The following is a 26,572-nucleotide window of genomic DNA, read 5'->3' as shown; positions in this document are numbered from 1 at the left end:
AAAGTGCAGTGCCGCGGGGCTATAGCTTTATGTCGTAGGTCACCCAGTTCGTCTTGCTGGCCATGCGGTCATAGACATTGCGGCCCCGGTAGTTGTTTTCCGCCGTAATCCAGCGCACCACCGACCAGCCGTTTTCGGCCGCAACGCCGCGTACCGCTTCGATCAAGGCGTCGGCGACGCCGAGCCCACGCGCGTCCGAAGAGACGAAAAGGTCGTCTAGGAAGCAGCCGGTTGTGGCCGAAAGCGGGCGAGCGAAGGGGCGGAAGTGGGTAAGTCCAAGCACTTTCCCGTCAGGGCTGACGGCCAGAAGTCCGCGGGATTCCTTTGTCTCGTCGAGCAGCCAGGACCAGACCGTTTCCCGCATTTCAGGTGTCTGGGTCACTTTGTAGAAGTCGGCATAGCCCTGATAGAGCGTGTCCCATTGCGATCTGTCATCGGCGCGAACCGGGCGAATGGAAAAGTTGGTCACGGTGAAATCCTCCTACAATGTCATTGAGCCGCCGACGCGACTTTTTTCTGTTTTCCGGCAAGACGGATGAGAGCAAGCGCCAGTTCGGCAAGAGCGAGAGACAGAACGACGACGAGAAACCACTGGTTGCCAATAGCACGATTAGCCAGCCGCCGAGCATGGGAAACCCGAAAATACCAATGAAATACGCAATGACGAACCATGTGAGGGCCGCCGAACGAAGCGGCGATGGCGCATCGTTGACTGTTTGGGCCTGAATGATCGAATACGCCAGCCCATAGCCGAGGCCGAGCGTGGTCGCTGAGGCCAGCTGAACAAGAACACCGGCCGTAAAGCCGAAGGCCAGACCGACGCCAAGTGACATCATCACCAAGAGAAGCACCGCTATGCGGTTCGAATCCGCCTTTGTCAGCGTTGGTGCCAGGAAGAAGCGTAACCAACGACCGTTATGGCATAGGCGCCGAAATAGGTCCCCGCCTCCAGCGTGGTCCCACGGATGAGCGATGTCTGGAAGGTCATCAGGCCTGTGAAGACGGAGGCGCCAAGCCCGACCATCAGGATGGGGAACAGAGCCCGACTGCGGACCAAAGCGGGCAGGGCGCGCATCCAGGCGGTCGATTCACGGGTGTTTTGCACAGTATATGGACGAGGGGAAATGGTTTCGAAGGAAGGCAGCATGGCCGAAGCCAGGGCGCAGGCGCCGGCAATCACGCTGAAAGGCCGCAGGTAGACATGACGGTCCTCATCGGTGCCAATGGCAGCGGAAGAAATATCTGCATGCAACTCCTCATGCGGTTTTAGAAGCCGGACTGCGGACGAATCCTGGTCGGCGGCCAGGATATCCGCGCTATCGACAGCCGGGCGCTCGCCGCAATGATCGCCCCGGTCTTCCAAGAGACCCTGCTGTTTGATGAAACCATTGCGGACAACATCCGCGTCGGCAGGCCGGTGGCATCCGATGCGGAGGTGGAGGCCGTCGTCAGAGCCGCTGCCGTTCACGACGCGATCATGGGTTTCGAACTCGGTTACCAGACCCGGGTGGGTCCACTCGGTGCGCGGCTTTCCGGCGGTGAGCGCCAGCGGATCTGCATCGCCCGGGCGATCCTGAAGGACGCGCCGATCGTCGTTCTCGATGAGGCGACGTCGGCGCTCGATCCGGAAAACGAAGAGGCGATCCAGCGCGCTGTATCGGCCCTTTTCGTCATTGCCCACGATCTTCCTTCTATCGTGGCTGCAGATCGGATTGTGCTTCTGGACGGCGGCAGCCACGAAGCCCTGCTGGCCTCGTCACCGATCTACCAGCGGTTATAGAGGGGCTCGGCCGAAATGCGCCGCTGGAAGATGGCGCAGGGCTGACTTTTTGCCTCGCTATGGTTGGCCTGTTCCTTCAGGAGATCCGGTTGCCGGGCGTCGGTCGAAGCGGTAGGGTTGATCGATGCTGACAGACCTCAATCTCAATCTCCTACGGTCGTTCTTCATGATTGCCAAGGAGCGAAGCCTTACGCGCGCGGCGGCGCGGCTCAACATGAGCCAGCCCTCCGTTAGCCAGGCGCTCCAGCGGCTTGAAGAGCAAATGGCCTGCCAGCTCGTTCTGCGCGACAGCCGCCGGTTCGAGTTGACGGCCCGTGGGCAGAAGGTTTTCGAGGAATGCGGCGAGATTTTCGATGCTGTCGAGCGCATCGGTCAGTTGACGCAGGATAAGACGGTCGAGGAATTCGGCGAAGTCCGCATCCAGATCATCTCCAATCTGGAATCACCGCTGATCAACGAGGCGCTGCGGCTCTATCATCAGCGCTATCCATCCGTGACGTGGGTCATCGAGGTGCAGAATAGCCAGGAGACGATCAAGCGCATCAACGCGGAAAAGTGTGGCATCGGATTTTGCCTGTTATCGCGGCCCGTCTTCAACCTGACGTGTGAACTGCTGTTTCGTGAAGAATTCAGCATCTATTGCGGAGCCGAACACGCCTTTTTCGGTCGCAAGGAGGTCGAGAAGCGGGAGTTGCGGCAGGAATCCTTCGTCTCCTTCACCTGCGCCAGTGAAGGCATGGGATTGGAACCCATGTCGGTGCTCAGCCAGAGCCTCGGACTGGGCGAACGCATGAGTGGCCAAAGCCCCAATCTGGAGGAAGTCCGGCGAATGATCGTGGCCGGTCTTGGAATCGGCATCCTTCCGCTAACCGCCGTGCATGACGAAGTCGCGAACGGCCACCTCTGGCCTCTGGAGATCAAGGACTATCCTCTGGGCGCGGATGTTTTTCTGGTTACCCACCCGGAAGGCGAATATTCCCGCGCCGAACGACATTTCCTCGATCTGGTCAAAGAGCTGCGCGCCCTTTATCCGGACATGCATTGAGCATGTCCGGACTGGTCCGCACAATCAGCGATCGGCACGCGCCACGACCGCGTGCAGCAGCACGTTAAGGCCCGGCTCTAGATCGCTGCGGGTGCAATCTTCCTCGTTGTTGTGCGTGATTCCGCCCTTGCAAGGGGTGAAGATCATCGCCGTCGAGCAGTGGCGGGCGAGGAAATAGGCGTCGTGGCCCGCCTGGGACTGGATATCGCGCCAGTCGTAACCCATCCGCACTGCCTCGTCCCGAATGCCGCTCACCATATCGCGGTCGAAGATATCGCCGCCCCAGAACCATTCGTCTTCGATCACTGCTTCGCACCCCGCCCTTGCGGCGCTTTCGTAAACGGCGCGGCGCATTTTCTCAGCCATAACCCGGGCTGTTGCCGGATCGGGATGGCGCACGTCGCAGATCGCCTGGGCGGTGTCGGAAAGGATGCCCGGCTTGTTCGGCCAGGCCGCCAGCCGAGCGCCGGTCGCCTTCCCATCGCCGACGGCGTAGTCCCAGCCGATGTCGTCGACGGCGGTCAACCAACGGGCACCCGCGATCAGCGCATTGCGGCGCAGGTCCATCGGTGTCGGGCCGGTATGCGCCGTCTTACCCGTGAAACGAACGCGCATGCCGTAGCTAGGATAGCCGCCCGTCACCACGCCGACATCACGGCCTTCGAGGTCAAGGAGCGGCCCTTGCTCGATGTGGAGTTCATAATAGGCGTCGATCTCGCCCGCACGGCAAGGCTTGTTGCCGTTGTAGCCGATGCGCTCCAACTCGGCCCCGAAGCGCGCGCCGTCGTCGGAGACCAGATTGTGTACCCAATCTACGTCATAGGCTCCAACGAAACAGCCAGACGCCACCATGGGCGGCGAAAAACGCGCGCCTTCCTCATTCGTCCAGTCCACGACGACGATGGGCCGCCGTGTGACATGGCCGGCATCGTTCAGCGTTCGCACGACCTCAAGGCCCGCAAGCACACCGGCAATGCCGTCAAAGCGGCCACCGTTGATCTGAGTGTCGAGATGGCTACCGATCAGCACCGGCGGCAGCGAGGGATCGTACCCTTCCCGTCGGCCGAAGATATTGCCGAGTTCGTCGATCTCAACGCTCAGACCGGCGTCCCGGCACCAGTTGATGAACAGGTCGCGCATGCGGCGATCGTCATCCGTCAGCGTTAGGCGGGCAAGGCCGCCTGGCCGTCCCTGACCGATTTCGGCAGATCCTTCGATGGTCGACCAGAAGCGATCTATATCGACACGGGTATCGGGTGCGAACGTCATGGGTTCACCTTTCAGATGCGGTAGTTGGGAGCCGGTTACATGCCGAATGACAGCACGCTCATCAGCCCCGGGAAGAGAACGAGAAGGAACATGATGAAGGTCATCACGCCGATGAACGGCAGCAGGTAGCGGAAGGACGCCGACATCGGGATGCCTCCGGTGCGGCAGGCAGCCATCAGGTCGATGCCGAGGGGCGGCGTGTTGGCACCGATCGCCAGGTTGATGGTCAGGAGCACGCCGAAATAGACCGGATCGATTTCGAAGGCCCGCAGGACCGGCAGGAAGACGGGCGCGAGGATCAGAATAATGGCGATGGATTCCATGAAGGTGCCGAGCACCAGAACGGCCATCATCATCAGGATCAGGGCTACCGTGGCGCTTTCAGTTGCTCCGGTGATGCCGTTAACGACAAGCTGGGGGACCTGCTCGACTGTCAGAATCCAGCCGAATACCGAGGCGGCGGCGATAACGATCAGGATCGAGCCCGTCATTTCGGTGGTGTCGCGCAGCAGGCTGAAGACCTTGGCGAATGTCAGGCGGCGATAGACCAGCATCCCGACCAGCAGCGCATAGGCGACGCCGACACCGGCTGCTTCCGTCGGCGTGAAGATGCCGAAGCGGATACCGCCGACGATGATGACCGGCGCCAGCAGGGCAAGGATGGATTCGCGCAGTGCCGTTCCCAGACGGGCCCAGCTGAAAGGTTCGCCGCCCTTCCAGCCGTTCTTGCGCGAAATCCACCAAGCCACGACCATCAAGCCGAGGCCGAGCAGGATGCCGGGGCCGATCGAATGGATGAAAAGCTGGCCGATGGATGTGCCGGTCGCGGTACCGTAGACGATCAGCACGATGGAAGGCGGAATGACCGTGCCGAGCGAGCCTGCACAGCCGAGGCCAGCGGCAGAAAAGCCGGGATGATAGCCACGCTCCTTCATGGCCGGCAGCAGCATGGAGCCGATGGCGACCACATCCGCGACGCCCGAGCCTGAAAGCGAACCGAACATCATGCAGGCGGCGATCATGACGATGGCAAGCCCCCCCGTGCGCTGTCCGACAACAGCTGCGCAGAGATTGACGATTCGGGGCGCGAGCCCGCCATGAACCATCAGCAGGCCGGCAAGCAGGAACAGTGGGATCGCAAGCAGGGTGAAGCTGTCGATACCGGCGACCATGCGCTGCGCGACGACCATCACTGGCAGTGCGTCCCCGACAAGCAGATAGGCGACCGAGGACAGCGCGAGCGCGATCACGATCGGTGCGTCGATCAGCAGCAGAAGGACGAAGACGACGAAAAGAACGATAAGGGCGAGGCTCATTTGCGCAGTTCCAGGGCCAGCAGGGCGACGAAGGCGAAGACCGCGGTGACCGGCAGGGCCAGATAGACAAGACCGGCGGGCCAGCTGAGAACCGTCGTCTCATGCGACCAGGTGAGGGATGTCATTTTCCAGCCGGACCAGAAGACGACGATCAGGAACAGGAAGGAGGCCAGGCGTGCGAGCCTGTCGAGGAAAACGCGGAAGCGGCCGGGTGCGACGATCAGGTCGGTCAGTCCGGCACAGAGATGCGTCTTGCGGATGAAGGCGGAGATCGCGCCGATGAACGTTGCCCACACCAGCAGCAGGCGCGGAATCTCCTCCGACCAGCGTGGTGTGAAGGAGAAGGCATAGCGGCAGATGACGACGTAGACGATGATGCCGGTGAAGGTAGCGATAGCCAAGCCGCCGGCGGCCCCGGCAGTCCGGTCTATTGCGGCAGCTATCCGTGGCGGGTTCGATGCATCCTGCATGGAAATCTCGCTGATATGTGGGAAGACTTGGATGGAAACGACTTTGTCCTGCCCGCGGGAGGCAGGCAGGACAAAGGGGATCGCCTTTACTTGCGATAGCTATCCATGATGGCGAGCAATTCGGGACCGAAAACGCCCTTCTCGTTGTCCCAGATCGGCTTCAGCGCCTCTACGAAGGCGGCCTTGTCGACCTCGTTGAACGCCATGCCCTTGGACTTCAGCTTTTCGATGAGTGCTACCTCGTTGTCGGCAACCATTTGCCGCTGGGCGTTGCCCCATTTGACTGCGGCTTCCTTGACGATGGCCTGATCTTCGGGGGAAATCTGCGCCCAGGTCATGCTCGACACCGTCAGGCAGGCCGCGCCCCAGATATGGCCGGTCATCGAGACATATTTCTGCACTTCATAGAATGACGATGCATCGATGATCGACAGCGGGTTTTCCTGCGCGTCGAACACGCCTTGCTGGAGAGCCGAATAGAGCTCGCCGAAAGCCAGCGGTGCGGGCTGTGCGCCAAGAAGCTCGAAGGTTGCCAATCGAACTTTGTCCGGTGTCACGCGGATCTTGATGCCGGCGAGATCGGCGGGCTTGGCAATCGGATGCTTGCTGTTGGTGATGTTGCGGAAACCGTTCTCCCACCAGGCGAGAACTTCGATGCCTTTCGGCCGCAGCAGGTCGGAAAGCGCGGTTCCAAGCTTGCCGTCAAGCGCTGCAAAAGCTTGCTCGCGGCTGGTCCAGGCATAGGGCATTTCGATGATGCCGAATTTCGGCTCGACGAACTGGAAGGAACCACTGCCGATCAGGCCGCCTTGGATGGTGCCGATCTGCATGCCCTCGATCACTTCTTTCTCCGTACCCAGCTGGCCGGAGGGGAAAATCTCGATCTTGACGCGGCCTTGCGTCTTTTCCGCAACGTCCTTGGCGAAATCGATAGAGGCCACATGCCAGCTATGCGTATCGGCCAGCACATGACCGAGGCGGATCGTCGTCTCGGCCATGGCGGCCGAATGTGCGGAAAGGCTAATAACGCCCGCCATAACTGCCGCAGCGAGACCACGGGAAATATTCGATATGCCCAGTTTCATAACACCCTCTTATGTTGTGTTCGTTCTGGGCATATTAGGCAGACAGGAGAGTCTGTAACGCAAATAGCCAAACTCAATGGCAAGCATTGCGTCCGCTTATGAGCAGGCCCGACATTTTCCGTGGATTATCCTGTGGTTGCTATGCATTCGATTTCGATATCGAAATGCGTCCAGGGGCGGATGGTCACGCAGCTTCGGGCTGGAAAACCATGCGGAAAATACTCGCGATAGACAGCATTCATATCCGCTGCGAAATCGTTGTCGGTAATAAAGACTAATGATTTGAAGACATTGTCGAGTGAAGAGCCCGCGTGACGCAACGTAAAGGAAAGGGCTTCCATGCAGGCTCGGGTCTGCGTTGCTATGTCGCCCCTGACGATCTCACCGGTCCCGATGTCGATCGGCGGCATTCCGCAGGTGTAGAGAAGACCGTCCACCCGGGTCAGGACCGTGGTCGGCGCACCCAAGCGGCGAATGGCCTCTGAAATGATAGGAATTTCAATGATTTCGTGTCTCATTCTAGATCACCTTCAGGCTTGATGGAGCAATCCTGATAACCCGGGTACGAGTGGAGCGGTAGATAGGGCTGGCCATAACGGACGGCGGCGGGCGCTGTGCCCCCGGGCGATCGTCCATTTGTCGTTGGAACTCGGCGGATCAGAGCGCAAACCTAGCGACTAGCCTATCCAATTGAAGGCTTCACCATGTGCATTCGGCGTGAAGTCGCATGCGCTACCTTCATCACCGTCGCGAACAGTCTGGCTTGGGATAGGGATCGTGCCGATTTTGCTGAGGTGATCACCGCCCCTGCCACGCCAGCGCGTGGGATGACCTCACCGCATCGCTTGTCATATGTCGGAATCGTAGCAGATGCGAAACCCGGTGTGGCTCGTCGATGAGTCCGGGCTCATCGACGAGCGCGCAGCAATCCGATAGCGATAGCAGTAGCTCTTGTGGCAAAGGAACGACCCGCCCTTCACCACCTTGTCACGGTTGCGGCTGGCCTGCTCATTGCGCTGCCGCGCAAGCTTCCCGAGCGAGCGGATGCGAAAGGAATCGGCAGTCCATTCCCAGACATTGCCCGCCATGCCATAGAGCCCGGCGCCGTTCGGTGAAAACGCATCAGCAGGGGATGTCCCAAAAAAACCGTCCGCGCATGTATTCTGCTCGGGGAAACGGCCCTGCCATATGTTGCAGAACACCGCCTGATCGCTGGGTTCATCGTCACCCCATGGGAAACGTGGGTCTGCCGCGCCGCCGCGAGCGGCATGTTCCCATTCTGCCTCGGTCGGCAGGCGGCCGCCGCACCAGGCGGCGAAGGCCATGGCGTCATTCCAGGAAACTTGCACGGCGGGATGATGGGTGCGGGCGTGGATTGTGCTGCCGGGCCCTTCCGGCGACCGCCAGTTGGCACCGTCGATGCGAAGCCACCAGGGGATTTGTGCACCGACTGGCGCGTGGCCCAACCCCTCTGGCAGCAGGCCGCGGAACACCGGTGCCCAGCCGAACCTCTCCGCTTCGGTGACGTGGCCCGTCGCAGCGATGAACTCGGCGAAGCGTGCATTGGTTACCGTTGTCGCTTCGAGCTCGAAAGCACCGAGCTTCACGGCCCGGCGAGGACCTTCCCCGTCGTCAGGGATGACCGGACGGTCGGTTCCGACATGGCTGTTGGCGGCCGGGAAGCGTATGCGCACGACTTGCATGCATGCCGCCATGGCCCGCGGGGTTGCCGGTTCCCGTGGATCATGTGCAGATCCCTTGCGACGTTCGCCAATATCGGAGCAGCAACTCAACGGTCAGGCTGCCCTTCTGAGGCCAGCCAGTATATCGGCGCTCACATGTTCAGGAATATCTCCGATCTCCGCCATTCGCGCATCCAGTTTCGCCAGCATACGTTCGAAGACCTTGGCATAAGCCGGATCGCTGGCACAATTGGAAAGCTCGAATGGATCCTTTTCGCAATCGAAAAGCTCCCATTCGGGCGGCTCGTCGCCGGCAAAGGCGCCGAGCTGGTCGAGCGGATCGTTGTACCAGTAGATGAGCTTGTAGCGCTCGTCACGCACGCCGTAATGTGCGAAGGCGTTGTGGAATTCGTCCTTGTGCATCCAATAGCGATGGTAGGCGAGACCCTTGTCATTCTCGTCCGCTGTCTGCTCCAGGATCGGCCGCATGCTTGTTCCCTGCATGTAGCTCGGAACAGGCAGGCCCGCATAGTCGAGAAATGTCGCCGCAAAATCCACATTGGTCGTGATATGCGCCGCGCGTGCGCCGGCTTCGATCCCGTCGGGATAACGGATGAGGAAGGGCATCTGCAGGGATTCCTCGTACATGAAGCGCTTGTCGAACCAGCCGTGTTCGCCGAGGAAGAAGCCCTGGTCGGACGTGTAGATGACCATGGTGTTGTCGCGCAGGCCTTGTGCATCGAGATAATCAAGCAGACGGCCGACATTCTCGTCGACGGCGGCGATGGTCTGCAGGTAACGCATCATGTAGCGCTGATATTTGAACAGGGCCAGTTCCTGCGGATCGGTGAAGACGAAGTTCTCGCCGGTGAGGCCATCGATCAGGCGCAGCTCCTCTCCCTCCCTGATTTCAGGCACCTTGCGCTGGGTCCATCCACCCAAAAGCAACGTGCCGACCTCCTCGCCGCCTTCGGGCTGGACGAGGCCGAGATCCTTGTAGGTCATGTCGGAGCGGATGCGCATCTTGGCCGCCGCAGCCGCCGTCGCGCGGTTGGCATAGTCGTCGGAGAACGTCTCAGGCACCGGCAGCGTGCCATCCGCATAAAGGTGCCGATGGCGCGGATGCGGTTCGAAGCTGCGATGCGGTGCCTTGTGGTGGCACATGAGGAAGAAGGGCTTGTCGGGGTCACGATTGCCCAGGAAGTCGAGGCACTTGTCGGTGATAATGTCGGTCGCATAGCCTTGCTCGAGGTGCGATCCGTCACGGTCGATCATGACGGGGTCGAAATAGTCGCCCTGGCCGGGTACGACCGACCATTCGTCGAAGCCCGTCGGCTCGTGCGCCTTGCCTTCGCCGAGATGCCATTTGCCGAAGATTGCGGTCTGGTAGCCGCCAGCGCGCAGGTGCTTGGCCACGTTGGGCTGGCGATTGTCGATATGCGTATCGAGCGTCGTCACCGTGTTCACATGATTGTAGGTTCCGGTCAGAATAGCGGCCCGGCTCGGCGTGCAGATAGAATTCGTCACGTAGCAGCGGTCGAGGCGCATGCCCTCGTCGGCGATGCGGTCGAGATTGGGGGTGCTGTTGAGACCCGAGCCATAGGCGGAAATCGCCCGCGCGGCGTGGTCGTCCGACATGATGAACAGGATATTGGGCTTCTTGGACATTCTCATCTCGATGAAAAAGGGCCGGCGCGGGTGTCCGCGCCGGTCGATTGGCTTTAGTTGCCGGCGTAGAGATCGGCCATGTAATAGTCTTTCGGATCGAGCGGGTTCTCGATCTTGCCGAAGGCGACGAACTGTTCGTTGAGGCCTTTCAGCCAGCCCTCGACAGTGCCGTCCTTGCTCGCAGCGGCCAGTTCGGCCGAAGTGAGGAACTTGCCGTTCGTGCTTTCGGTGCGGAGTGGGTCCACTGGCGCGCCAAGGAAGCTTGCCGTGATGTCGACGGAGCGCGGCACGTCGGCAGCACGGAAGTCGTTGGCTTCCTTCATCGTGGCGATGAAGCGCTTGATCAGATCGACGTCCTCGGTAACAACCTCGTTGCGAGCGACGAACGCGGACGGGAACGAGTTCTGCGGGTAGAAATCGCTGCTCTTGGCGACTTCCACCAGATCTGGCAGCGTGTTCTTGATGACGCCGACCAGCGGATACCAGATGCCCGCGCCGTCGATCTGCCGGGAGGCGAAGGCCGAGACCACGGTAGGCGGGTCCATTTTGACGACTTCGACGTCGGACAGCGTCATGCCGGCCTTGGCGAGTGCGAGGCGCAGCAACATATCGCCAGACGTGCCCTCGGGAACGCCGATCTTCTTGCCCTTGAGATCGGCCATGGAATTGATGCCCGGTTGGGCGATGACGCGATCCGACAGGCCGAGTGCGTTCATGGCCACGAGCTTGGCCTTGCCGGTGGCGGGCAACCACAATGCGCCGGGACCGACATAACCGAAATCGAGGCTGCCGGCGCCGAGCGCCTGGATCTGGATCGGGCCATTGGTGAAGACCTTGAGGTCCGGCTCCAGGCCATGCTTGGCCCACAGGCCCTGGTCACTGGCGATCGCCGTGAGACTGGTGCCGAAATAGTCGGCGATATAGCCGACGCGTACTGGTTTGGCGTCGGCGCGGGCGGATCTTGCCGAAAGGCCGAGGAAGGGGCTCGCGATGGCGCCTGCGGCGACTGCGCCGAGAAGCTTGCGTCTGGTAAAGGTCATGATTTTCTCCTCCTTGTCATGACGTTGATTTGGCTTGGCTGTTCTGGTGGTAGACCGCATACCAAACCTGATTGCGGATCTCGGCGAACTCCGGCGACAGTCGAATTTCTTCCGTGCGTGGATAGGGCAGGTCGACAGGAATGATCTTGTGCAGACGGCCGGGCCTCGAAGCCATGACGATGACGCGGTTGGCGAGATAGACCGCTTCGTCGACGTCATGAGTGATGAAGACGACGGTGCGCCGCTCCCGGCTCCACGTGTCCAGCAACTGGTCCTGCATGTTGACGCGGGTCAATGCATCGAGTGCGCCGAAAGGTTCGTCCATGAGCAGGATCGTCGGGTTGGCGGCATAGGCGCGCGCAATGGCGCAACGCTGCTTCATGCCGCCGGACAGTGTTTTCGGCAGGGCGTCCGCGAAATCCTTGAGACCGACGAGGTCGATGAAGCGATCGGCGATCGTCTTGCGCACGGCCGAGGGCAGGCCCTTGATCCTGAGGCCGAACTCGACATTCTCGCGAACCGTGAGCCAGGGGAACAGGGCGTATTGCTGAAAGATGACGCCACGCTCCGGCCCCGGTCCATTAACCGGCTTGCCATCGACGAGCACGCGTCCGTCAGACACGTCCGTCAAGCCGGCGGCGATGTTCATAGCTGTCGACTTGCCGCAGCCGGACGGGCCGACGACGGTGACGAATTCGCCGTCGGCGATGTCGAGATTGAGCCGGTCGAGGGCGAGGAACGCGTTGCTGCCCTGGCCGAAACGGCGGGTGACGTTCTGGAACGAGATCTTCGGTTCGCTGTTGATAGGGGTCATTGAACGCGCTCCTGCCACCGGGTGAGGCGCCGTTCCGCCGCTTGGACGAGGCGGTCCATGACAAGGCCAAGGATGCCGATGGTGATTAGGCTGACGAAAATGGTGGGTAGTTCGTAGTAGAGTTGTGCCTGCTGCATGCGGAAGCCCAGTCCGGACTGCGCCGCGATGAGCTCGGCGGCGACAACCGTTGCCCAGGAAGAGCCTAGACCGATCCGTACCCCGACCATGATGAAGGGCATCGAGGCGGGAATGACCACACGCCAGAAGATCACTCCATCCTTCGCGCCGAGCACGCGCGCCGCATTGATCAACGTCCGATCGGCGCTGATCACTCCCTGATAGGTGGCGACCACACAGGACAGGAAGGAGGCCAGGAAAATGACGAAGATTTTCGGCGCTTCATCGATGCCCATGGTTACGATGGCCAGCGGAATGATCGCCAGCGGCGGGATCATGCGGAAGAACTGGACATAGGGTTCGATCAGAGCCCGGGCGACGCTGTACCATCCCATCAGGAAGCCGACGGGAACGGCGAGCGCGACCCCGAGCAGGAAGCCAGTCAGAACGCGCCGGAGGCTGGAGACGATATCGAGCAGCAACTGGCCGTTGGCGAGCAGCGTGACCGCGCGCTCCGCCACTTGCGCTGGCCCTGGCAAAACGACCAGTTTGGCTTGGGTGATTGCCCACCAGATGACTAAGCCGATCGCGAAGGCGGTCAGATTGAGTGCGAGTGGACCCAGCTTCCCGGCTGAGGCATTCTTGGTGACGCCCGCCTCGTTTTTTGTCGTCACGGTGCTCAATGGCGGTCTCCAGAATAAAAGAAGTGATCCAGGGCCACGGCGGCGCCGCCGAAAGCACCGGACTGCGCCCCGAAGCTGGTTCGCTCGAACCGGAGGATGTCGCGCATATGCGGCATCACGCGCGGCGGCAGGTGTTGACGTAGATGCGCGAACAGGCTCTCGGGGGCTTCACCAAGATGACCACCGAATACGATCAGGTCCGGTGTCAGCAGCGTGATCGCGATGGCCAGCGAATCCGTCAGGCGGTTGAGTACCGGCACCCAGCCAGCAGTCTTTTCCATCCTTGCCAGCAGGTCAGTCGGCGCCGGGCCCTCCAGGCCCAGGGATTGCGTCAGAACACGCTCGTTCAGGTAGCATTCGAGACAGCCGTGATTGCCGCAGCTGCAGCGCGGTCCATCGTTGGAAATCTGGATGTGACCGAGTTCGACGGCGCCATGGCCGCCTGGCCTGAACGGCATGCCGTCTATCACCAGCCCGGCACCAAGCCCGGACCGCAGATAGACGAACAGCGTGCCTGGCACCTTGCGACCCAGACCGAAGCGCGCTTCCGCGATCGCCATTGCGGTGACATTGTGCTCAAGGATCACCGGCAGGCCGGTCTGTTGTTGCAGCATGTCGGCCAGGGGCACGTTGCACCATCCGGTATTGATCGACGTTAGTATGGTGCGTTGGTCGGTATCGACAGGACCCGGCACGCCAAGGCCGACGCCGAGAATGCGTTCGATGCCGCTCGACGCCTGAAGTGTCCGGATTTCGCCGGCAATGCGCGCGAGTATTGCTTCGGGTGATGCTAGAGGCAGGTCGAAGTCGAAAGACGCCGCGGCCTTGGGCGCGCCCATGAGATTGGTGATGGTGAGTTGCACGAGGCCCGCGCCGACATGCACGCCGGCAACATGTCTCGCATCGGGCAGGAGCCGGATCGCCTGACCCGGCCGCCCCACGCCGCTGCTTCCCACGGGCTCCTCTTCGGCAACGTCGCCCTCATTGAGAAGTTGGGCTGTCACATGTGTAAGCGTGGTAGCAGACAGCTTGCTGCGGCGTGCGAGAATTGCGCGCGATTGTGGTCCCTCATCGCGCAGAATACGGAGAATCTGTCCGTGATGCAGCCCCATGCATGGCCCTCCACCAATTATTTTCTAAAGTTTAGAAATTAATTTGCATCTGTCAAGGCTGGCCGGTTCTGCTTGGGCCGGAATGGTACTCTCATGAGTGATTTCGAGTGTTTCCGGTGCCTCATGTTCACTGGAAACACTCTCGGTCCGCCGGCGCGTTTAGGCTGTGGCGCGGCCATCTAGAGAATGGCATTTGTGATACGTAAATGGGTCAATTAGAAAGTAATGATACGTATTTATGTCTTTCGTATCGGCCGAGCCTAAAATGTTTGAGACAGCTCGCCTTACTCCGCGAAGAACGGACGGATAGGTAGGATGGCACAGCATGAGTCAGAATTCTTGCTGGAAATCGGGCAATTGCTGATGGCGACGCGTAAAGGCCGGCAACTGACATAGGAGCAGGTTGCCAACATGGCGGGTGTATCGCGTCCCCGCTATCGTGAGATAGAAGCCGGAAGCAGTGTCGCGCCCACAACGACACTGATCAACATCGCGCGCGCTCTCGGGCTTGAATTGATGCTTGTACCACAGGCGATGGTTCCGGCCGTTGATGCGCTGCTACGGCCCCAGGATGATATCGACGATCTCCCGGCATTCATCGCTCATCCGGACGAGGATGAGAATGTCTGAAGCTTCCTCCGATCCGAGTCCACCTCGTCGCTTAATGTGCTGCTGAACGATTTCAAGGTCGGCACGATCGTTCGGACACCTGGTGATTTCAACGCCTTCAGCTTCGAGGAGAGCTATCGCGCCACCGGCGGCTTTCCGGTGCTCAGCCTGTCTTTCCGCGCAGCCACAGGCGGATTGCGTAAGGATCCCAAACCCGTTGCCCGTGCTCTACCGGCGTTCTTTGCCAATCTCCTCCAAGAGGACAAATTGCGCGAGGCAATGGAAAAGCATCACGCCGGCAGCGTTCGCGCTGGGAACGATTTCGATCTGCTTATCGCACTCGGGGCGGACCTGCCGGGCGCCGTCCGCGTTGTGCCGAGCGAGGGAACGGTGGTGCATCTTGACGATCTACCCGTTTCAAAACCGAAAGCCCGGTTTTCGCTCGCTGGTGTGCAGATGACGCTTTCGGTTATCAAGAATACAGGCAAGGCGGCAGGCTGACATTGCCACTTGGCGACGAGCAGGGTTCGTATATCGCCAAGTTTCCGTCGACCTCATTTCCTGGCGTGTCGGAAAACGAATATGCCAATCTTGCTTTGGCAGAAGCCATCGGCATGGAGGTGCCGGAACGGGAACTTGTCGAGCAATCGGAGTTCGAAGGAATTCCAAAGGCGTTCGAGATGCTGTCGGACGGCAAAGTCCTGCTCGTCAAACGCCTTGATCGTGGTCTTGGTAGCCAGCGGATCCATATCGAGGATTTCGCGCAAACGTTCGGCGTCTATCCTTCCCGGAAATATGAAGGAGCGGCCTAGCATGATTTCGCTGCCGCCTTGAACGTTGCCGTGTCGCCGCCTGCCGCACTGGAGTTTGTCCGGCGGCTGGCTCTGGCTGCGTTGACCGGCAATGGTGACATGCACCCGAAAAACGGGTCGTTGATCTATCGCGAGGCAGGTGACAAACCGCAACTCGCGTCTGTCTATGACGTGCTCTCGACAATCCCATATATCCAGGCAGATGCAATGGCTCTGTCGCTCGGCGGCGAGCGTCCTTTCAAGGCGTTGAATGCGCAGCGCTGGAAAGCTTTTGCCAACCGTGCACGATTGCCGGAAGCTGCAGTTCTCGGGACAGTGGTCGACACGATCGAACGCGTGGACGATCACTGGTGGTCGCTGCCGGAACGCGAGGTTGTTCCGGCAAAGGTTCTCGAGCGTATGGATGCTCATGTGCGGCTGATGACACCGCGGCGGCACGTGGACCGTCCAGAGATCGAAATCATGAAACTGCAGGATCTTGAGGATACGGGCGCTGTGTTCCAGATCGCGAGACAGGCGATCGAAGGTGAGGCGGAGAAAAACTGCGTATGCACCTCCATTGGACTTGGCCAATGCTGCCTGAAGGCCCGGCCTCGTCTCGAATGACGAGCCACTGACACCGGCATCAACGAACGTGTCGGCCAAATGCCGGCTTTGTCGTAGGATGAATTCCTTTCTGAGGTCGAGCTGGGTTTCGATCGAGGTGGGATTTTGTTGATCTTTTGAACAACGCACGTAAAGCCCGCCGCCTGGGGCGTGCAAAATCACCGGTCTCCCTGGTTTGAAGCGCAGTCACCATGGTAGAGATCGAGTATGGGATTCGGGATTTTCATTCATCGCACAGATTCGATCTATGACGACAGCCCGGCTGAGCAATATCAGTTTCCGAGCCAGTATCTCGGTCGTGTTCAGGCCTGCGTGGGAGACTGGATTATCTACTATGAGCCCCGCAAAGTGGCAGCGACTCGCGGATATTTCGCGATCGCCAAAGTTTCGCGGGCCATTCCGGATCCCAAAGCGCACGGAATGCATCTGGCTCTGATCGAAACTGGCAGCTACCTCGATTTCGTCAACCCCGTTCCCTTCAGTGGTCCAGACGGCGTGATCGAACGCGGAGTTCTGAACGAAGAGGGACGGATCTCGGGACGAGCGCAGGCCGCGGTCCGGCCAATCTCCGCAGCGGATTTTAATCGCGTCCTCTCCATCGGACTGGCGGAAGATCAACCCGAGTTGCCGCGGTCCGGGGAAGCGACTGAGACGTGGGAGCCGGATGGGTTTTCGGACGGTCCCCAGGCTCCCTTTATTTTGGAACAGGAGAGGGCGCGTGTCGCGCAGCTCTCGTCACGTATCGTTCGCGACCGTCTATTTCGCCGCTTGATTTTGCAAGCCTACGACAAGCGATGTGCGATAACAGGCTTGAAGCTGGTCAACGGCGGTGGGCGCGCGGAGGTCGATGCTGCCCATATCCGCCCGGTCGAAGCGAAAGGACCAGATATCCTGTCGAACGGCATTGCGCTCTCCGGAACTGCACACTGGATGTTCGATCGAGGCCTTATCGGCTTGTCAGACGATCTTGATATCCTAGTCTCACGCCATGCAAACGATCGTGACAGTATCCAGGGCCTCATCAACAAGACTGGAAAGGCGATCTCGCCGGTAGGTATCCATGAGCGCCCGCACCCTCAATTTCTACAATGGCATCGTGAGAATGTCTTCAAACATTAGCATGCCCGTGGTTCATATCCTTTCAAGACAAAGAACGGATGCTTTCTAACCCACGCTCCTTGCGAGGGTGACCGTTTCCGGTGTGCCGCACACGAAGTCCAGCTTGCCGGAAAGGCCAGCTGTTGCCCAGTCGATCGTGGTTGTGACGCCCATCGTCTCAAGAGCAGGGAGCATGCCGACAATGTCCCAGCACGGGATGGAGCGGCCGAGATAGCCGTCAACTGCGCCCTTGGCGACGTCGATCAGCGAAATGACGGACGAGCCGGTGATGCGGAACGCCACATTGAGGTCGTTCATCACCTGGTCGAGCACGCGGAGCGCCTCGTCATTGGGGACGCTTGGATGAATGCCCACGCCGAGGGCCGCGCTGGCGCGCTCAAAGGGGCGCAGAGGGGAGAGCGGCTTGCCGTTCACCGCGGCAGGCAATCCGCCGCCACCGGAGAAAATCTCGCCGCGCACCGGCGTGTTGACGACGCCGAAGACCGGCCACCCCTTATCGAACAGACCGATGGAAATGCCCCAACCGTCGCTGCCGCGCACGAAATTGAACGTGCCGTCGATGGGATCGATGACCCAGGTGCGGCCCGAGTGGCTGGCGACAGCCGCACCCTCCTCGCCGAAAACCCCATCCTCAGGGAAGGCTTTCGCCAGCGCGTCGCAGATGAATTGTTCGACATCTCGATCCGCCGCCGTGACGAGGTCGAGCGGCCCCTTGGCCTCGACACTCAGCGTGGAAAGGCTGCGGAAATGGTTCAGCGCGATCTCACCGGCTTCCTTGGCGATGGATTGCACGCGCGCATAATCATTGTTCAAAACGGAATTCCTTCAATCGTCCAGGTAGACATAACGGGTGTGAACGGCGACGTTGCCGTCCTCGAAACGGTAGACGTAGTAGGCGTAGGGCTCGCTGACGAGGCTGGGTTCATGCGGCGTCGGCGTAAGGTAGAGCGCCATCTGGAAGGCGGGGCTGCCGGCAACGGCGCAATGGGCACCGTTCCAGGTGGCTTGAAAAGGGCGGTGGATGTGGCCGGCCAGAATAGTGAGCGGTCCACGATACTCTCGTACCAACCGTGCGATCTCACTGCGTCCTGCGGTCAATGCAGCCTTGTCGAGTGACTGGATGCCGGAAGGGAAGGGCGGATGATGCAGCAGCACGAGCGCCGGCTCCGTGCCGCCGGCCGGCAGCCTTTCCGCCAACCAGACAAGGCTTTCCGGGACAAGTGCGCCATCGCCGCGCCCCTCGATCAGTGTGTCGAGCGCAAGAACCTTGAGGCCGCCGATGCGGGTCTCGTAGTTGAGATACGAACTATCGGAGAAGGGCAAGCGGTCGGCGAAGGCCGCGCGCAGGGCATACCTCCTGTCATGATTGCCGGGCACCACGAAGACCGGCATGGAAAGAGGCGCAAGGATATCCTGCAGCAGTGCATAGTCCTGTGCCGAACCGCCATCGGTGAGGTCGCCGGTGAGGGCGATGGCATCGAGTCTGGGCGCGAAGGCGGCAAGATCTGCCACGACGCGACGCGCGACGCGCTCGGCATCGAGCCGCACCAGAGGGGTTTCCGGCTTGTCGGAAAAGACATGGAAATCGGAAATATGGGCGATCAGCACCGGGTGAATTCCTTTCCTGCCCGCTCAGCGGATGCCGGCGCGCATAAAGCTCTGGACGAACTGACGCTGGAAAATGATGAAGGCGAGAAGGAGCGGCGCGACGGAAAGCAGCGTCGCTGCCGTCACACGCGCCCAGTCGACACCCTGCTCGACCGTCGCGAAAACCTGCAGGCCCACCGTGATGGGACGGGTTTCGACGGAATTCGTCACGACGAGCGGCCAGAGGAAGTTGTTCCAGTGGTAGCTGACGGTGACGAGGCCGAAGGCGACATAGGTCGGCTTGGCCAGCGGCACGAAGACACGCAGCAGAACCTGAAGCGCATTCGCGCCTTCCAGCCGCGCGGCCTCCTCCAGCTCCTTCGGCACGCTCTTGAACGTCTGCCGGAAGAGGAAGATGCCGAAGGCCGAGGCGAGATAGGGCAGGCCCATGCCGAGGATGGTATCGCGAAGCCCAAGGGCTGCGAGCGTGCGGTAGTTCTCGACCAGCAGGATCTCCGGCATGATCATCAGCTGCACCAGCACCAGCAGGAACAGCACCTCCGAGCCGCGGAACGGGAAGCAGACGAAGGCATAGGCGGCGAGCGTGCACACGACGATCTGCGAGGCGAGAATGAGCGTCACCAGCAGGAAGGTATTGAGGAAGTAGCGCGGGAAGGGCGCGGCCGACAGCACTTCACGGAAATTCTCCAGCGTCAGCGGCGCGAAAAGATCGAAGGTGCTCGATCCCGTCGCGGGATGGAAGGCCGCCCAAAGGGCGAACAGCATGGGGGATACCCAGAGGAAGGCGAGGAACCAGGCGCCAAGTGTCGTGACAGTGCTGGAGGGAGCTTGGGTCGACGTGCTCATCGATAGTGAACCTTCTTGTCGAGATAGCCGAACTGGAAGAGGGCGATGAGGGCGAGGACCGTCAGCAGGAAGACGGTGAGCGCTGCGGCGTAGCCGGTATCCCAGTATTGGAAGCCCGTCTCGTAGATGTAGAAGAGCAGCAGCGTCGTCGCATTGTCCGGCCCGCCCTTGGTGAGCGCAATGACATGGTCGACAAGGCGGAAGGCGCCGATCAGCGCATTGACCAGCACAAAAAGCGTGGTGGGCATGATGAGCGGCGCGGTGACGCGGCGGAAAGTCTGCAGCGGGGTCGCCCCCTCGAGGCGTGCCGCCTCGATCAGCGTCGGCGAGATCTGCTGGAGCGCGGCGAGGTAGAAGATCATGAAGAAGCCGGCCTCCTTCCAGATCGTGATGACGATCAGCGCCCACAGCGCCGTGGAGGGCGTGCCGAGCAGGTTGTTGTGGCCGAGGCCGACAAGGCCGAGCAGCTGGTCGACCGGCCCATAGCTCGGCGCATAGAAGAACAGCCAGATATTCGCGACGGCGACCATCGGCAACACGGTTGGCGTGAAGTAGGCCATGCGCACCAGGCCCTGGCCGTGGATCCGGTTGTTGACGAAGAGCGCCATGGCAAGCGCCAGCGCCATTGAGGCCGGGATCGTGGCGGCGGCATAGACGATGTTGTTCGTCAGCGCCTGCCAGAAGACCGGGTCCTCGATCATGCGGGTATAGTGGTCGACGCCCACGAAGACGGCGGCGCGGCGGCCCTTCGGCGTCGAGAAGAAGCTGTGGTAGAGCGTTGCCAGGATGGGCTGATAGGTGAAGACCCACAGGAGAACCGCCGCCGGCAAGAGCAGCAAGCTTCCGTAGATGAGATTTCGGGACTTGTTCATCTTAGACCTGTCGACGGTTGTCGGCCTCAAGCGGAGGGACGCGGCCTGATCGGCCGCGCCCGGCAGGATGTGCCCTAGCGGTAAGGCTTCAGGATGCGGTCGATCTGGTCCTGCGCCTCGGCGAGCGCTGCTTCCGCCGTCTTGTTGCCCGTCAGCGCCGCCGCCAGGGCGTCGTTGAGGATTTTGGTCGCGCGGGCGTTCTCATGGGTCGAAAATTCCGGCACGGAGGCGGGGATCTGCTTGAGCGCCACCAGCGCCTGCGGTGCTTCCGCGACGTATTTCTTCATCGTCTCGGTTTCCCAGGAGCCGTCGCGCGGTGCGACATAGCCCGTCTGCACGGCCCAGTCGGCGAGAATTTCGTCGGAAGTCAGGAACTGGATGAACTTGTAGGCGGCGGCCTTTTCCTCATCCGAGGCATCCTTGAAGATATAGAGATTGCCGCCGCCAAGCACGGAGGCGGGCGTCGGATGCCCCGGGAAAGGGGCGATGCCGAAGTCGAAGGTGGCGTTCTTGCGGATATTGGCAAGGTTGCCCGTCGTGTGCCAGATCATGGCGACGCGGCCGGCGAGGAAATCGGCCGGCGCCGTGCCCCATTCGAAGATGCCCGGCGGGTGGATCGCATCCTTCGTCGAGAGATCCACCCAATATTGCAGGGCCTCGACGACCTTCGGATCGGTCAGGTAGGTCTCGGTGCCCGCCTCGTTGACCAGCGTGCCGCCGTTCTGGGCGACCAGCGCGCCGAACAGCCACTGGGCCGAGCCGACATTGCCGGCGATGCCGACGCCCCAGCGCGTCACCTGGCCAGCCGCATCCTTGGCCGTGACCGCCTTGCCGGCGGCGACCATCTCGTCCCAGGTCGTCGGGTATTTTTCCGGATCGAGGCCGGCGCCCTTGAAGGCCTGCTTGTTGTAGTACATCACCGCGGTCGAGCGCTGGAACGGCACGGACCAAAGATGGTCTTCGGTCTGTCCGCTCTTGAGATAGGCCGGCATGAAACCGGCCAGCCAGGCCTTGTCCTCGTCGGTCTTGATGAAATCGTCGATCGGGTCGATCACGTCCTCGTCGATCAGTGTGTAGACGTCGGTGGCCAGCAGCACGGCGACAGCGGGCGGCGTACCGGCCTTGGCGGCGGTCAGCGCCTTGGTCGTCGTGTCATTGTAGTTGCCGGCGTAGATCGGGGCGACGGTGATGCCGGGATTGGCTTCCATGAACTTCTGCACGTAGCCATCGACCACTTTGGTGACGGGTCCGCCGACCTGTACCGGATAGTAGAAATCGATCTTGGTGTCGGCCAACGCCATTCCCGCGGTAAGCGCGATGTAGGAGAAGCCGGCCGCAGCCAGTTTCAGGGCATTTCGTTTGCTCAAAGGCATGGTTCCATCCTCCTCTAGAAGCTGTTCAGTCGGGTGACGTCGTCGCGCCTTGCTCCGCTCGATCGGTCGAAGAAATGCGTCGCCATGGGATCCCAGGCGAGGTGTACCGCCGCGCCATCGGCAAGGCCGGGGCGGCCGGGCACGCGCATCTGAAGAAGCTGGTTGCCGACGCGGCAGGCCAGGATTGTGTCGGCGCCGAAATACTCGCTCGACTGGACGGTTGCCGGCTCGCCGCTCTCGACAAGGCGCAAATGCTCGGGCCGGATGCCGAGGTGCAGGCCCTCGTGCGCGGCGTCGGCGACCGGACGCGTGCCGCCGGCGATGACCGAACCGTCGGGGCCGCCGGCGAGATCGAGGATGTTCATCGGGGGTGTGCCGATGAACTGGGCGACGAAGATCGAAGCCGGCTTCTCGTAGAGATCGCCCGGCGCACCGGCTTGCTCCACACCGCCCTTGTTGAGCAGGATCACGCGGTCAGCCATGCTCATTGCCTCGGTCTGGTCGTGCGTGACATAGACCATGGTGATGCCGAGGCGTTTTTGTAGCGCGCGGATTTCGCTGCGCATCCCCGCGCGCAGTTTCGCATCGAGGTTGGAAAGCGGTTCGTCGAGCAGGCAGAGCGGCGTCTGCGAGATCAGCGCGCGGCCAAGCGCCACGCGCTGCTGCTGGCCGCCTGACATCTGGCTCGGCCGTCGGTCGAGCAGATGGCCGAGCCCGAGAAGCTCTACCGTGTGCTGCAAGCGCTTTTGCTGTTCGGCCTTGGCGACGCCGCGCACGGAAAGGCCGAACAGGATATTATCGGCAACGTTCAGATGCGGGAACAGCGCGTAGGACTGGAAAACCATGGAAAGATTGCGCTTGGCGGGCGCCAGCGCCGTGACATCGCGTCCGGTTATCGAAATCGTTCCCGATGTCACCATGTCGAGCCCGGCAATCAGCCGAAGCGTCGTGGATTTGCCGCAGCCCGACGGGCCGAGCAGGGCGACGAATTCGGCTTCGCTGGTCGAGAAGCTCACGTCGTCCACCGCCCGGAACGCGCCCCAGTCCTTCACAAGGTTGTTGACCGATATTCCTGTCAAAATTTCCCTCCCCGCCCGGCAAGCCTGCCGGCACCTCAAACGAAGATGAATTTGGACCGCAGATCGCCCGGCAGGGATCGCGTCAGCGGTCGCGTCGCCTCGTTGGTGACGATGTGATCGATCTTCTGCAGCGGCGCGATCACCGAGAGCGCGCTGCGCTGGAATTTGGAATGGTCGGCAACGACGATGACTGTGCGCGCGATCTCGATCATTGCCTGCTGAACGGAGCTGATCTGCGGAGTTGCCGTCGCGATCAGCCCACGGTCCAGATCGACGGCCGTCACGCTCAGGATCGCCTTGTCGACGCTGAAGCGCCGTACGGCTTCCACTGCCATCGGACCGCCTAGCGATCGGTTGGGCTCAATATATTGTCCGCCGATGAAGTGAATATCCCGTGCGCCGCTGGCGGCCAATTCGGTCAGGATATCGGTGCCGTTGGTCACGAAGGTGAGAGACTGCCGTGCCGCCAGGTGCTTGGCGGCCCGAAGCGTCGTTGTACCGCTGTCGATCATCACAGCGTCGCCCTCGACGACGAGTTCGGCAGCCGCGGCGCCGATGCGCGCCTTCTCCTCGATATTCGTGCCCTCGCGCACCGGCGTGCTGTAGTCGCGCGTTGTCTGATTGATGATGGCAGCGCCACCATGCATGCGCCTCAACAGGCCGCGCGCTTCAAGCTCGTTGAGATCGCGGCGGATCGTGGCGATGGATACGTCCAAGACGTCTTTGAGTTTCTGGGCGTCGGCAAAAACCTCGACGCGCAAATGCTCAAGCAGGCGCGCCTGACGAACGGCGGCGGATTTGAGTTCATTCTCAGAAAGAGTTTCGCTCATCGGAAGCCCTCCCAGCTTTCATGATCGAATACAATCTTTTTATGATCTTTTTCGATCTTGTCAAGCGGAGCCTAATGATCTGACCGCACGCAAGCGGTCGTCAATGTCCTTGGATGCCAGGTATGTGCGGGTGGCCAAGTAGTTCGGAATTTGATCGTTATCGATCAATCACCGGCCCGCGATCCATGTGAACGGGCCAATGTCGTGCCCCCACCATTTTGATCGCTGATGCGCGTAGGTGGACCTGCGCGCGTGGTCACGGCCCCATTCCCGAAGATGACGTGGCGACTGGCCGCTGCGTCTGGCGTGGTGGGCGATGCGCATGTTCGGCATGTAGCTGCCAGGTTTGGAAACGAAACCGGTTCGGAGGGTGCATGGACAGTGGCGCGAAGGTGGGTCCGTGCGATCCTCGACTCTTCCACTTTACTTCGTTCCGCCGTCAATTATGAGGAACGCTTGCCGCGCACAGCCTTTCGATAGATTTCGGCATACACTGCCGCGCGCAACGACCGCGCATTGGTATCCGAGGAGGAGATCCCCGCTGAGGAGCTGCAGAACGTTAGCTCTATTCAAAGTGCGGGGTCGAGGCGGGCTCACATCCCTTTAAGAGCAATTCAACAGCGGTGCCGACAGTCGCTGGCATTGCCGCGCGGGAATTGAGCATTGGCCGCCTCAGTTCCGCGTGGAAACCAACAGCGGATGAACGGTCGCAGGAAATTTGATCTGCGTGAGGCACTCAATATCGGAGTGATGTGATATTATCAGGTTTGCGCCAGAGCCAATTTTTGGACACTGATAGACTTCGTGGACCAACACCCACCCCAACGATTTCGGCGTGCCGCTTACTTCCAGCTCAACATTCCAATCACTTTTTTGTGGCCGGCATTTGAAGCTAGCCAACACGCAGCGGGACCTCAATCTTAACCTTCTGGTAACCCTCGGCGAGGCTACAAGGGTGTCTGTCCATACCCTGCCTTGCGGGGTTCCACCTCCTGACGTGCTGGGATCGGTACGATGTATATGGGAGGATTTGCGGTGGAGTCATCCGGATGAACGTCATTTCCAGCGTCCTCAAGCGACGAAGCCGAGTTCATTTCCTTCTGCGCGGGGATCGCTCGATCGTGACCGCTCACGGGTCTCGCACTCACAGGAGTTGTGCGGCGATGAAGAAGCGGCGGCTTGGCGTTCTGATCGCGCTCTTCCTGATGGCGTATCTGGGTATTGGCGCACGTTTGGTTCACTATGGGCTCGCGGTACCAGTCTCCTCGGGTCCGATAGGCATCGTTTCACCGGTAGCGTCTCGCCCGAACATCGTCGATCGCAACGGAAAGCTTCTCGCAACCGATCTCAGGCTCGTATCCCTCTATGCCGAGCCTCGCAGAATCGTTGATGCCGATGAGGTTGTAGAGAAGCTGTCCGCGGTTATTCCCAATCTCGACTGGAAGGCCACCCATCGCAAGCTTCGTTCGGGGGCGGCGTTCCAGTGGCTGAAGCGACAGCTGACACCCCGACAGCAAGCCGCGATCCTGGCGCTCGGAATCCCCGGAATAGGCTTTCGTCCGGAAGTCGGCCGGCTCTACCCGGGTGGCGCAACGGCATCCCATATATTGGGGCACGTCGATATCGACAACCGGGGCCTGGCGGGTATGGAGCGCTATATTGACCGCCAGGGCCTTGCCGATCTCAGAGCGGCGGGAATGACGAATGATGTGCGGCTCGAACCGGTTCGTCTGTCCATCGATCTCAGAGTTCAAAGCATCGTTCGCGAGACGATCAAGGAAGCGATGAGCGCCTATCAGGCCGAAGCAGCAGGAGCCGTTATCCTGGATATATCGACGGGGGAGATCCTCGCAATGGCTTCTGTGCCCGACTACAATCCGAATGAGCCTTCGAGGATGATGCCCAACGGCAAGATCGACAAGGAGTACGAGAAGGGCTGGTTCAACCGAATGAGCAATGCGACGTTCGAGATGGGCTCTACATTCAAGAGCTTCACGCTGGCTATGGGGTTGGATGCCGGTGTGATCAACCTCGACTCAATCGTCGATGCTTCGCGGCCGCTCAGAATGGGGGGCTTTACGATCAAGGATTTCCACGGCCGCAACCGCCCACTTACGGTACCCGAGGTCTTTCGATATTCCTCGAATATCGCCACTGTGAAGATAGCAGACATGGTCGGCATGGATGAACATCAGGCCTTCCTCACCAGGCTGGGTCTTCTAACGAAGATGGAGACGGAGCTTCCAGAGATCGCGACACCTGTACAGCCTCGCATCTGGAAGAAGATCAATTCTGCAACGATCTCCTACGGACACGGCATGGCAACCACTCCATTGCAGACGGCCGTAGCCGCAGCGGCGCTCCTGAATGGAGGCAAATTGATTGCACCGACATTCCTCGCCCGCGACCGGAAAGAAGGTGCCCCTGCCACGAAGCAGGTTCTTCGACCTGAGACAAGCGCAGAGATGCGATATCTTTTCAACTGGAACGGCCTCACGGGCTCTGGCCGCAGCGCCCAGGTGCCGGGCTATCACGTTGGGGGAAAGACTGGAACCGCAGACAAGGTGATCAACGGAAGATATGCCACGGACCTGAATTTCAATGCATTCCTCGGTGGGTGCATAGCGGCAATCTAGGTGAGATTCAGCGTCAATCAGGATGAGACTCGCGCCGGGGTGTGACGGAGTGAGGGCGTAGCCCGATCGTAGTCATACCCCGGCGTGGCGCATATTTTCGG

The 26,572-nt window shown here is 60.7% G+C and carries 24 protein-coding genes and 4 pseudogenes; 6 read left to right on the top strand and 22 right to left on the bottom strand.

Going from position 1 to position 26,572, the window contains the following annotated elements:
• Positions 1-19: 19 nt before the first annotated feature.
• From P9A16_RS20230 to P9A16_RS20220, 3 genes are read right to left on the bottom strand one after another with little or no spacing between them, the layout of a single operon-like run.
• Positions 20-469, bottom strand: coding sequence for a GNAT family N-acetyltransferase (locus P9A16_RS20230; protein ID WP_024271016.1), 450 nt, complete (start codon positions 467-469; stop codon positions 20-22).
• Positions 432-842, bottom strand: coding sequence for a hypothetical protein (locus P9A16_RS20225; protein ID WP_156032044.1), 411 nt, complete (start codon positions 840-842; stop codon positions 432-434). The genes P9A16_RS20230 and P9A16_RS20225 overlap by 38 nt, the downstream gene beginning before the upstream one ends.
• A gap of 35 nt (positions 843-877) precedes the next feature.
• Positions 878-1,363 carry a hypothetical protein gene (locus P9A16_RS20220; protein ID WP_051758738.1) on the bottom strand — a complete coding sequence of 162 codons (486 nt, stop codon included), beginning with the start codon at positions 1,361-1,363 and terminating at the stop codon, positions 878-880.
• Here P9A16_RS20220 and P9A16_RS20215 point away from each other — a divergent pair.
• Together P9A16_RS20215 and P9A16_RS20210 are read left to right on the top strand one after the other, a co-directional pair.
• The gene (locus P9A16_RS20215; RefSeq protein ID WP_081870673.1) at positions 1,289-1,780 is read left to right on the top strand and encodes an ATP-binding cassette domain-containing protein; all 492 of its coding nucleotides are present in this window, start codon (positions 1,289-1,291) and stop codon (positions 1,778-1,780) included. The two genes, P9A16_RS20220 and P9A16_RS20215, sit on opposite strands and share 75 nt — an antisense overlap.
• Positions 1,781-1,904: 124 nt before the next feature.
• A complete protein-coding gene (locus P9A16_RS20210) occupies positions 1,905-2,825 on the top strand; it encodes a LysR family transcriptional regulator (RefSeq protein ID WP_024271018.1) in 921 nt (306 codons plus the stop codon).
• A gap of 24 nt (positions 2,826-2,849) precedes the next feature.
• On the opposite strand, the gene P9A16_RS20205 is transcribed toward P9A16_RS20210, so the two are convergent.
• The 11 genes from P9A16_RS20205 to P9A16_RS20155 form a co-directional block, all read right to left on the bottom strand.
• The gene (locus tag P9A16_RS20205) at positions 2,850-4,094 is read right to left on the bottom strand and encodes a Zn-dependent hydrolase (RefSeq protein WP_023516404.1); all 1,245 of its coding nucleotides are present in this window, start codon (positions 4,092-4,094) and stop codon (positions 2,850-2,852) included.
• 35 nt (positions 4,095-4,129) lie between these two features.
• Positions 4,130-5,410 (bottom strand): TRAP transporter large permease, encoded by a 1,281-nt coding sequence (locus tag P9A16_RS20200; protein ID WP_023516577.1) that lies wholly within the window; start codon positions 5,408-5,410, stop codon positions 4,130-4,132.
• Positions 5,407-5,880, bottom strand: coding sequence for a TRAP transporter small permease (locus P9A16_RS20195; RefSeq protein WP_023516578.1), 474 nt, complete (start codon positions 5,878-5,880; stop codon positions 5,407-5,409). The genes P9A16_RS20200 and P9A16_RS20195 overlap by 4 nt, the downstream gene beginning before the upstream one ends.
• 86 nt (positions 5,881-5,966) lie before the next feature.
• The gene (locus P9A16_RS20190) at positions 5,967-6,965 is read right to left on the bottom strand and encodes a TRAP transporter substrate-binding protein (RefSeq protein ID WP_024271019.1); all 999 of its coding nucleotides are present in this window, start codon (positions 6,963-6,965) and stop codon (positions 5,967-5,969) included.
• A 125-nt stretch (positions 6,966-7,090) separates the two neighbouring features.
• The gene (locus tag P9A16_RS20185; protein WP_024271020.1) at positions 7,091-7,483 is read right to left on the bottom strand and encodes a RidA family protein; all 393 of its coding nucleotides are present in this window, start codon (positions 7,481-7,483) and stop codon (positions 7,091-7,093) included.
• Positions 7,484-7,813: 330 nt separating this feature from the next.
• Positions 7,814-8,668, bottom strand: coding sequence for a formylglycine-generating enzyme family protein (locus P9A16_RS20180; RefSeq protein ID WP_023516102.1), 855 nt, complete (start codon positions 8,666-8,668; stop codon positions 7,814-7,816).
• Between the two features lie 93 nt (positions 8,669-8,761).
• A complete protein-coding gene (locus tag P9A16_RS20175) occupies positions 8,762-10,315 on the bottom strand; it encodes a sulfatase family protein (protein ID WP_024271021.1) in 1,554 nt (517 codons plus the stop codon).
• 53 nt (positions 10,316-10,368) lie between these two features.
• Entirely contained in the window at positions 10,369-11,355 is a 987-nt protein-coding gene (locus tag P9A16_RS20170; protein WP_023517011.1) for an aliphatic sulfonate ABC transporter substrate-binding protein, read from the bottom strand.
• Positions 11,356-11,371: 16 nt separating this feature from the next.
• Entirely contained in the window at positions 11,372-12,169 is a 798-nt protein-coding gene (locus P9A16_RS20165; RefSeq protein WP_024271022.1) for an ABC transporter ATP-binding protein, read from the bottom strand.
• Complete coding sequence (locus tag P9A16_RS20160) at positions 12,166-12,969, bottom strand: ABC transporter permease (protein ID WP_023516746.1); 804 nt, start codon at positions 12,967-12,969, stop codon at positions 12,166-12,168. The genes P9A16_RS20165 and P9A16_RS20160 overlap by 4 nt, the downstream gene beginning before the upstream one ends.
• Positions 12,966-14,081 (bottom strand): ROK family transcriptional regulator, encoded by a 1,116-nt coding sequence (locus P9A16_RS20155; RefSeq protein ID WP_024271023.1) that lies wholly within the window; start codon positions 14,079-14,081, stop codon positions 12,966-12,968. The genes P9A16_RS20160 and P9A16_RS20155 overlap by 4 nt, the downstream gene beginning before the upstream one ends.
• 315 nt (positions 14,082-14,396) lie before the next feature.
• On the opposite strand from P9A16_RS20155, the pseudogene P9A16_RS20150 reads away from it, so the two are divergent.
• Together P9A16_RS20150 and P9A16_RS20145 are read left to right on the top strand one after the other, a co-directional pair.
• Positions 14,397-14,711, top strand: a pseudogene (locus P9A16_RS20150) (helix-turn-helix domain-containing protein).
• A 36-nt stretch (positions 14,712-14,747) separates the two neighbouring features.
• A pseudogene (locus P9A16_RS20145) lies at positions 14,748-15,931 on the top strand (type II toxin-antitoxin system HipA family toxin); the annotation flags it as partial.
• A 69-nt stretch (positions 15,932-16,000) separates the two neighbouring features.
• Here the strand turns inward: P9A16_RS20145 and P9A16_RS20140 are convergent.
• Positions 16,001-16,237, bottom strand: a pseudogene (locus P9A16_RS20140) (recombinase family protein); the annotation flags it as partial.
• A gap of 78 nt (positions 16,238-16,315) precedes the next feature.
• On the opposite strand from P9A16_RS20140, the gene P9A16_RS20135 reads away from it, so the two are divergent.
• Entirely contained in the window at positions 16,316-17,227 is a 912-nt protein-coding gene (locus P9A16_RS20135; protein WP_023517618.1) for an HNH endonuclease, read from the top strand.
• Between the two features lie 45 nt (positions 17,228-17,272).
• Here the strand turns inward: P9A16_RS20135 and P9A16_RS20130 are convergent, their stop codons facing one another.
• From P9A16_RS20130 to P9A16_RS20100, 7 genes are all read right to left on the bottom strand, one after another.
• A complete protein-coding gene (locus P9A16_RS20130; protein WP_023513596.1) occupies positions 17,273-18,040 on the bottom strand; it encodes an inositol monophosphatase family protein in 768 nt (255 codons plus the stop codon).
• Positions 18,041-18,052: 12 nt separating this feature from the next.
• Positions 18,053-18,835, bottom strand: coding sequence for a metallophosphoesterase (locus P9A16_RS20125; RefSeq protein WP_130520747.1), 783 nt, complete (start codon positions 18,833-18,835; stop codon positions 18,053-18,055).
• 24 nt (positions 18,836-18,859) lie between these two features.
• A complete protein-coding gene (locus P9A16_RS20120; protein WP_023513594.1) occupies positions 18,860-19,681 on the bottom strand; it encodes a carbohydrate ABC transporter permease in 822 nt (273 codons plus the stop codon).
• Complete coding sequence (locus P9A16_RS20115) at positions 19,678-20,553, bottom strand: carbohydrate ABC transporter permease (RefSeq protein WP_272790715.1); 876 nt, start codon at positions 20,551-20,553, stop codon at positions 19,678-19,680. The genes P9A16_RS20120 and P9A16_RS20115 overlap by 4 nt, the downstream gene beginning before the upstream one ends.
• Positions 20,554-20,627: 74 nt before the next feature.
• The gene (locus P9A16_RS20110) at positions 20,628-21,926 is read right to left on the bottom strand and encodes an ABC transporter substrate-binding protein (protein WP_023513592.1); all 1,299 of its coding nucleotides are present in this window, start codon (positions 21,924-21,926) and stop codon (positions 20,628-20,630) included.
• 14 nt (positions 21,927-21,940) lie between these two features.
• Complete coding sequence (locus tag P9A16_RS20105) at positions 21,941-23,005, bottom strand: ABC transporter ATP-binding protein (protein ID WP_023513591.1); 1,065 nt, start codon at positions 23,003-23,005, stop codon at positions 21,941-21,943.
• Between the two features lie 35 nt (positions 23,006-23,040).
• Complete coding sequence (locus P9A16_RS20100; protein ID WP_023513590.1) at positions 23,041-23,835, bottom strand: DeoR/GlpR family DNA-binding transcription regulator; 795 nt, start codon at positions 23,833-23,835, stop codon at positions 23,041-23,043.
• Positions 23,836-24,884: 1,049 nt separating this feature from the next.
• Between P9A16_RS20100 and P9A16_RS20095 the strand changes: the two are divergent.
• Positions 24,885-26,447, top strand: a pseudogene (locus P9A16_RS20095) (peptidoglycan D,D-transpeptidase FtsI family protein); the annotation flags it as partial.
• Between the last annotated feature and the right edge of the window lie 125 nt (positions 26,448-26,572).

This window comes from Shinella sp. 838 (genome assembly GCF_029623935.1).
GTDB lineage: Bacteria > Pseudomonadota > Alphaproteobacteria > Rhizobiales > Rhizobiaceae > Shinella.
Note: the sequence above shows the minus strand (reverse complement) of the source record. Positions and strands in the feature narration are given on the sequence as shown.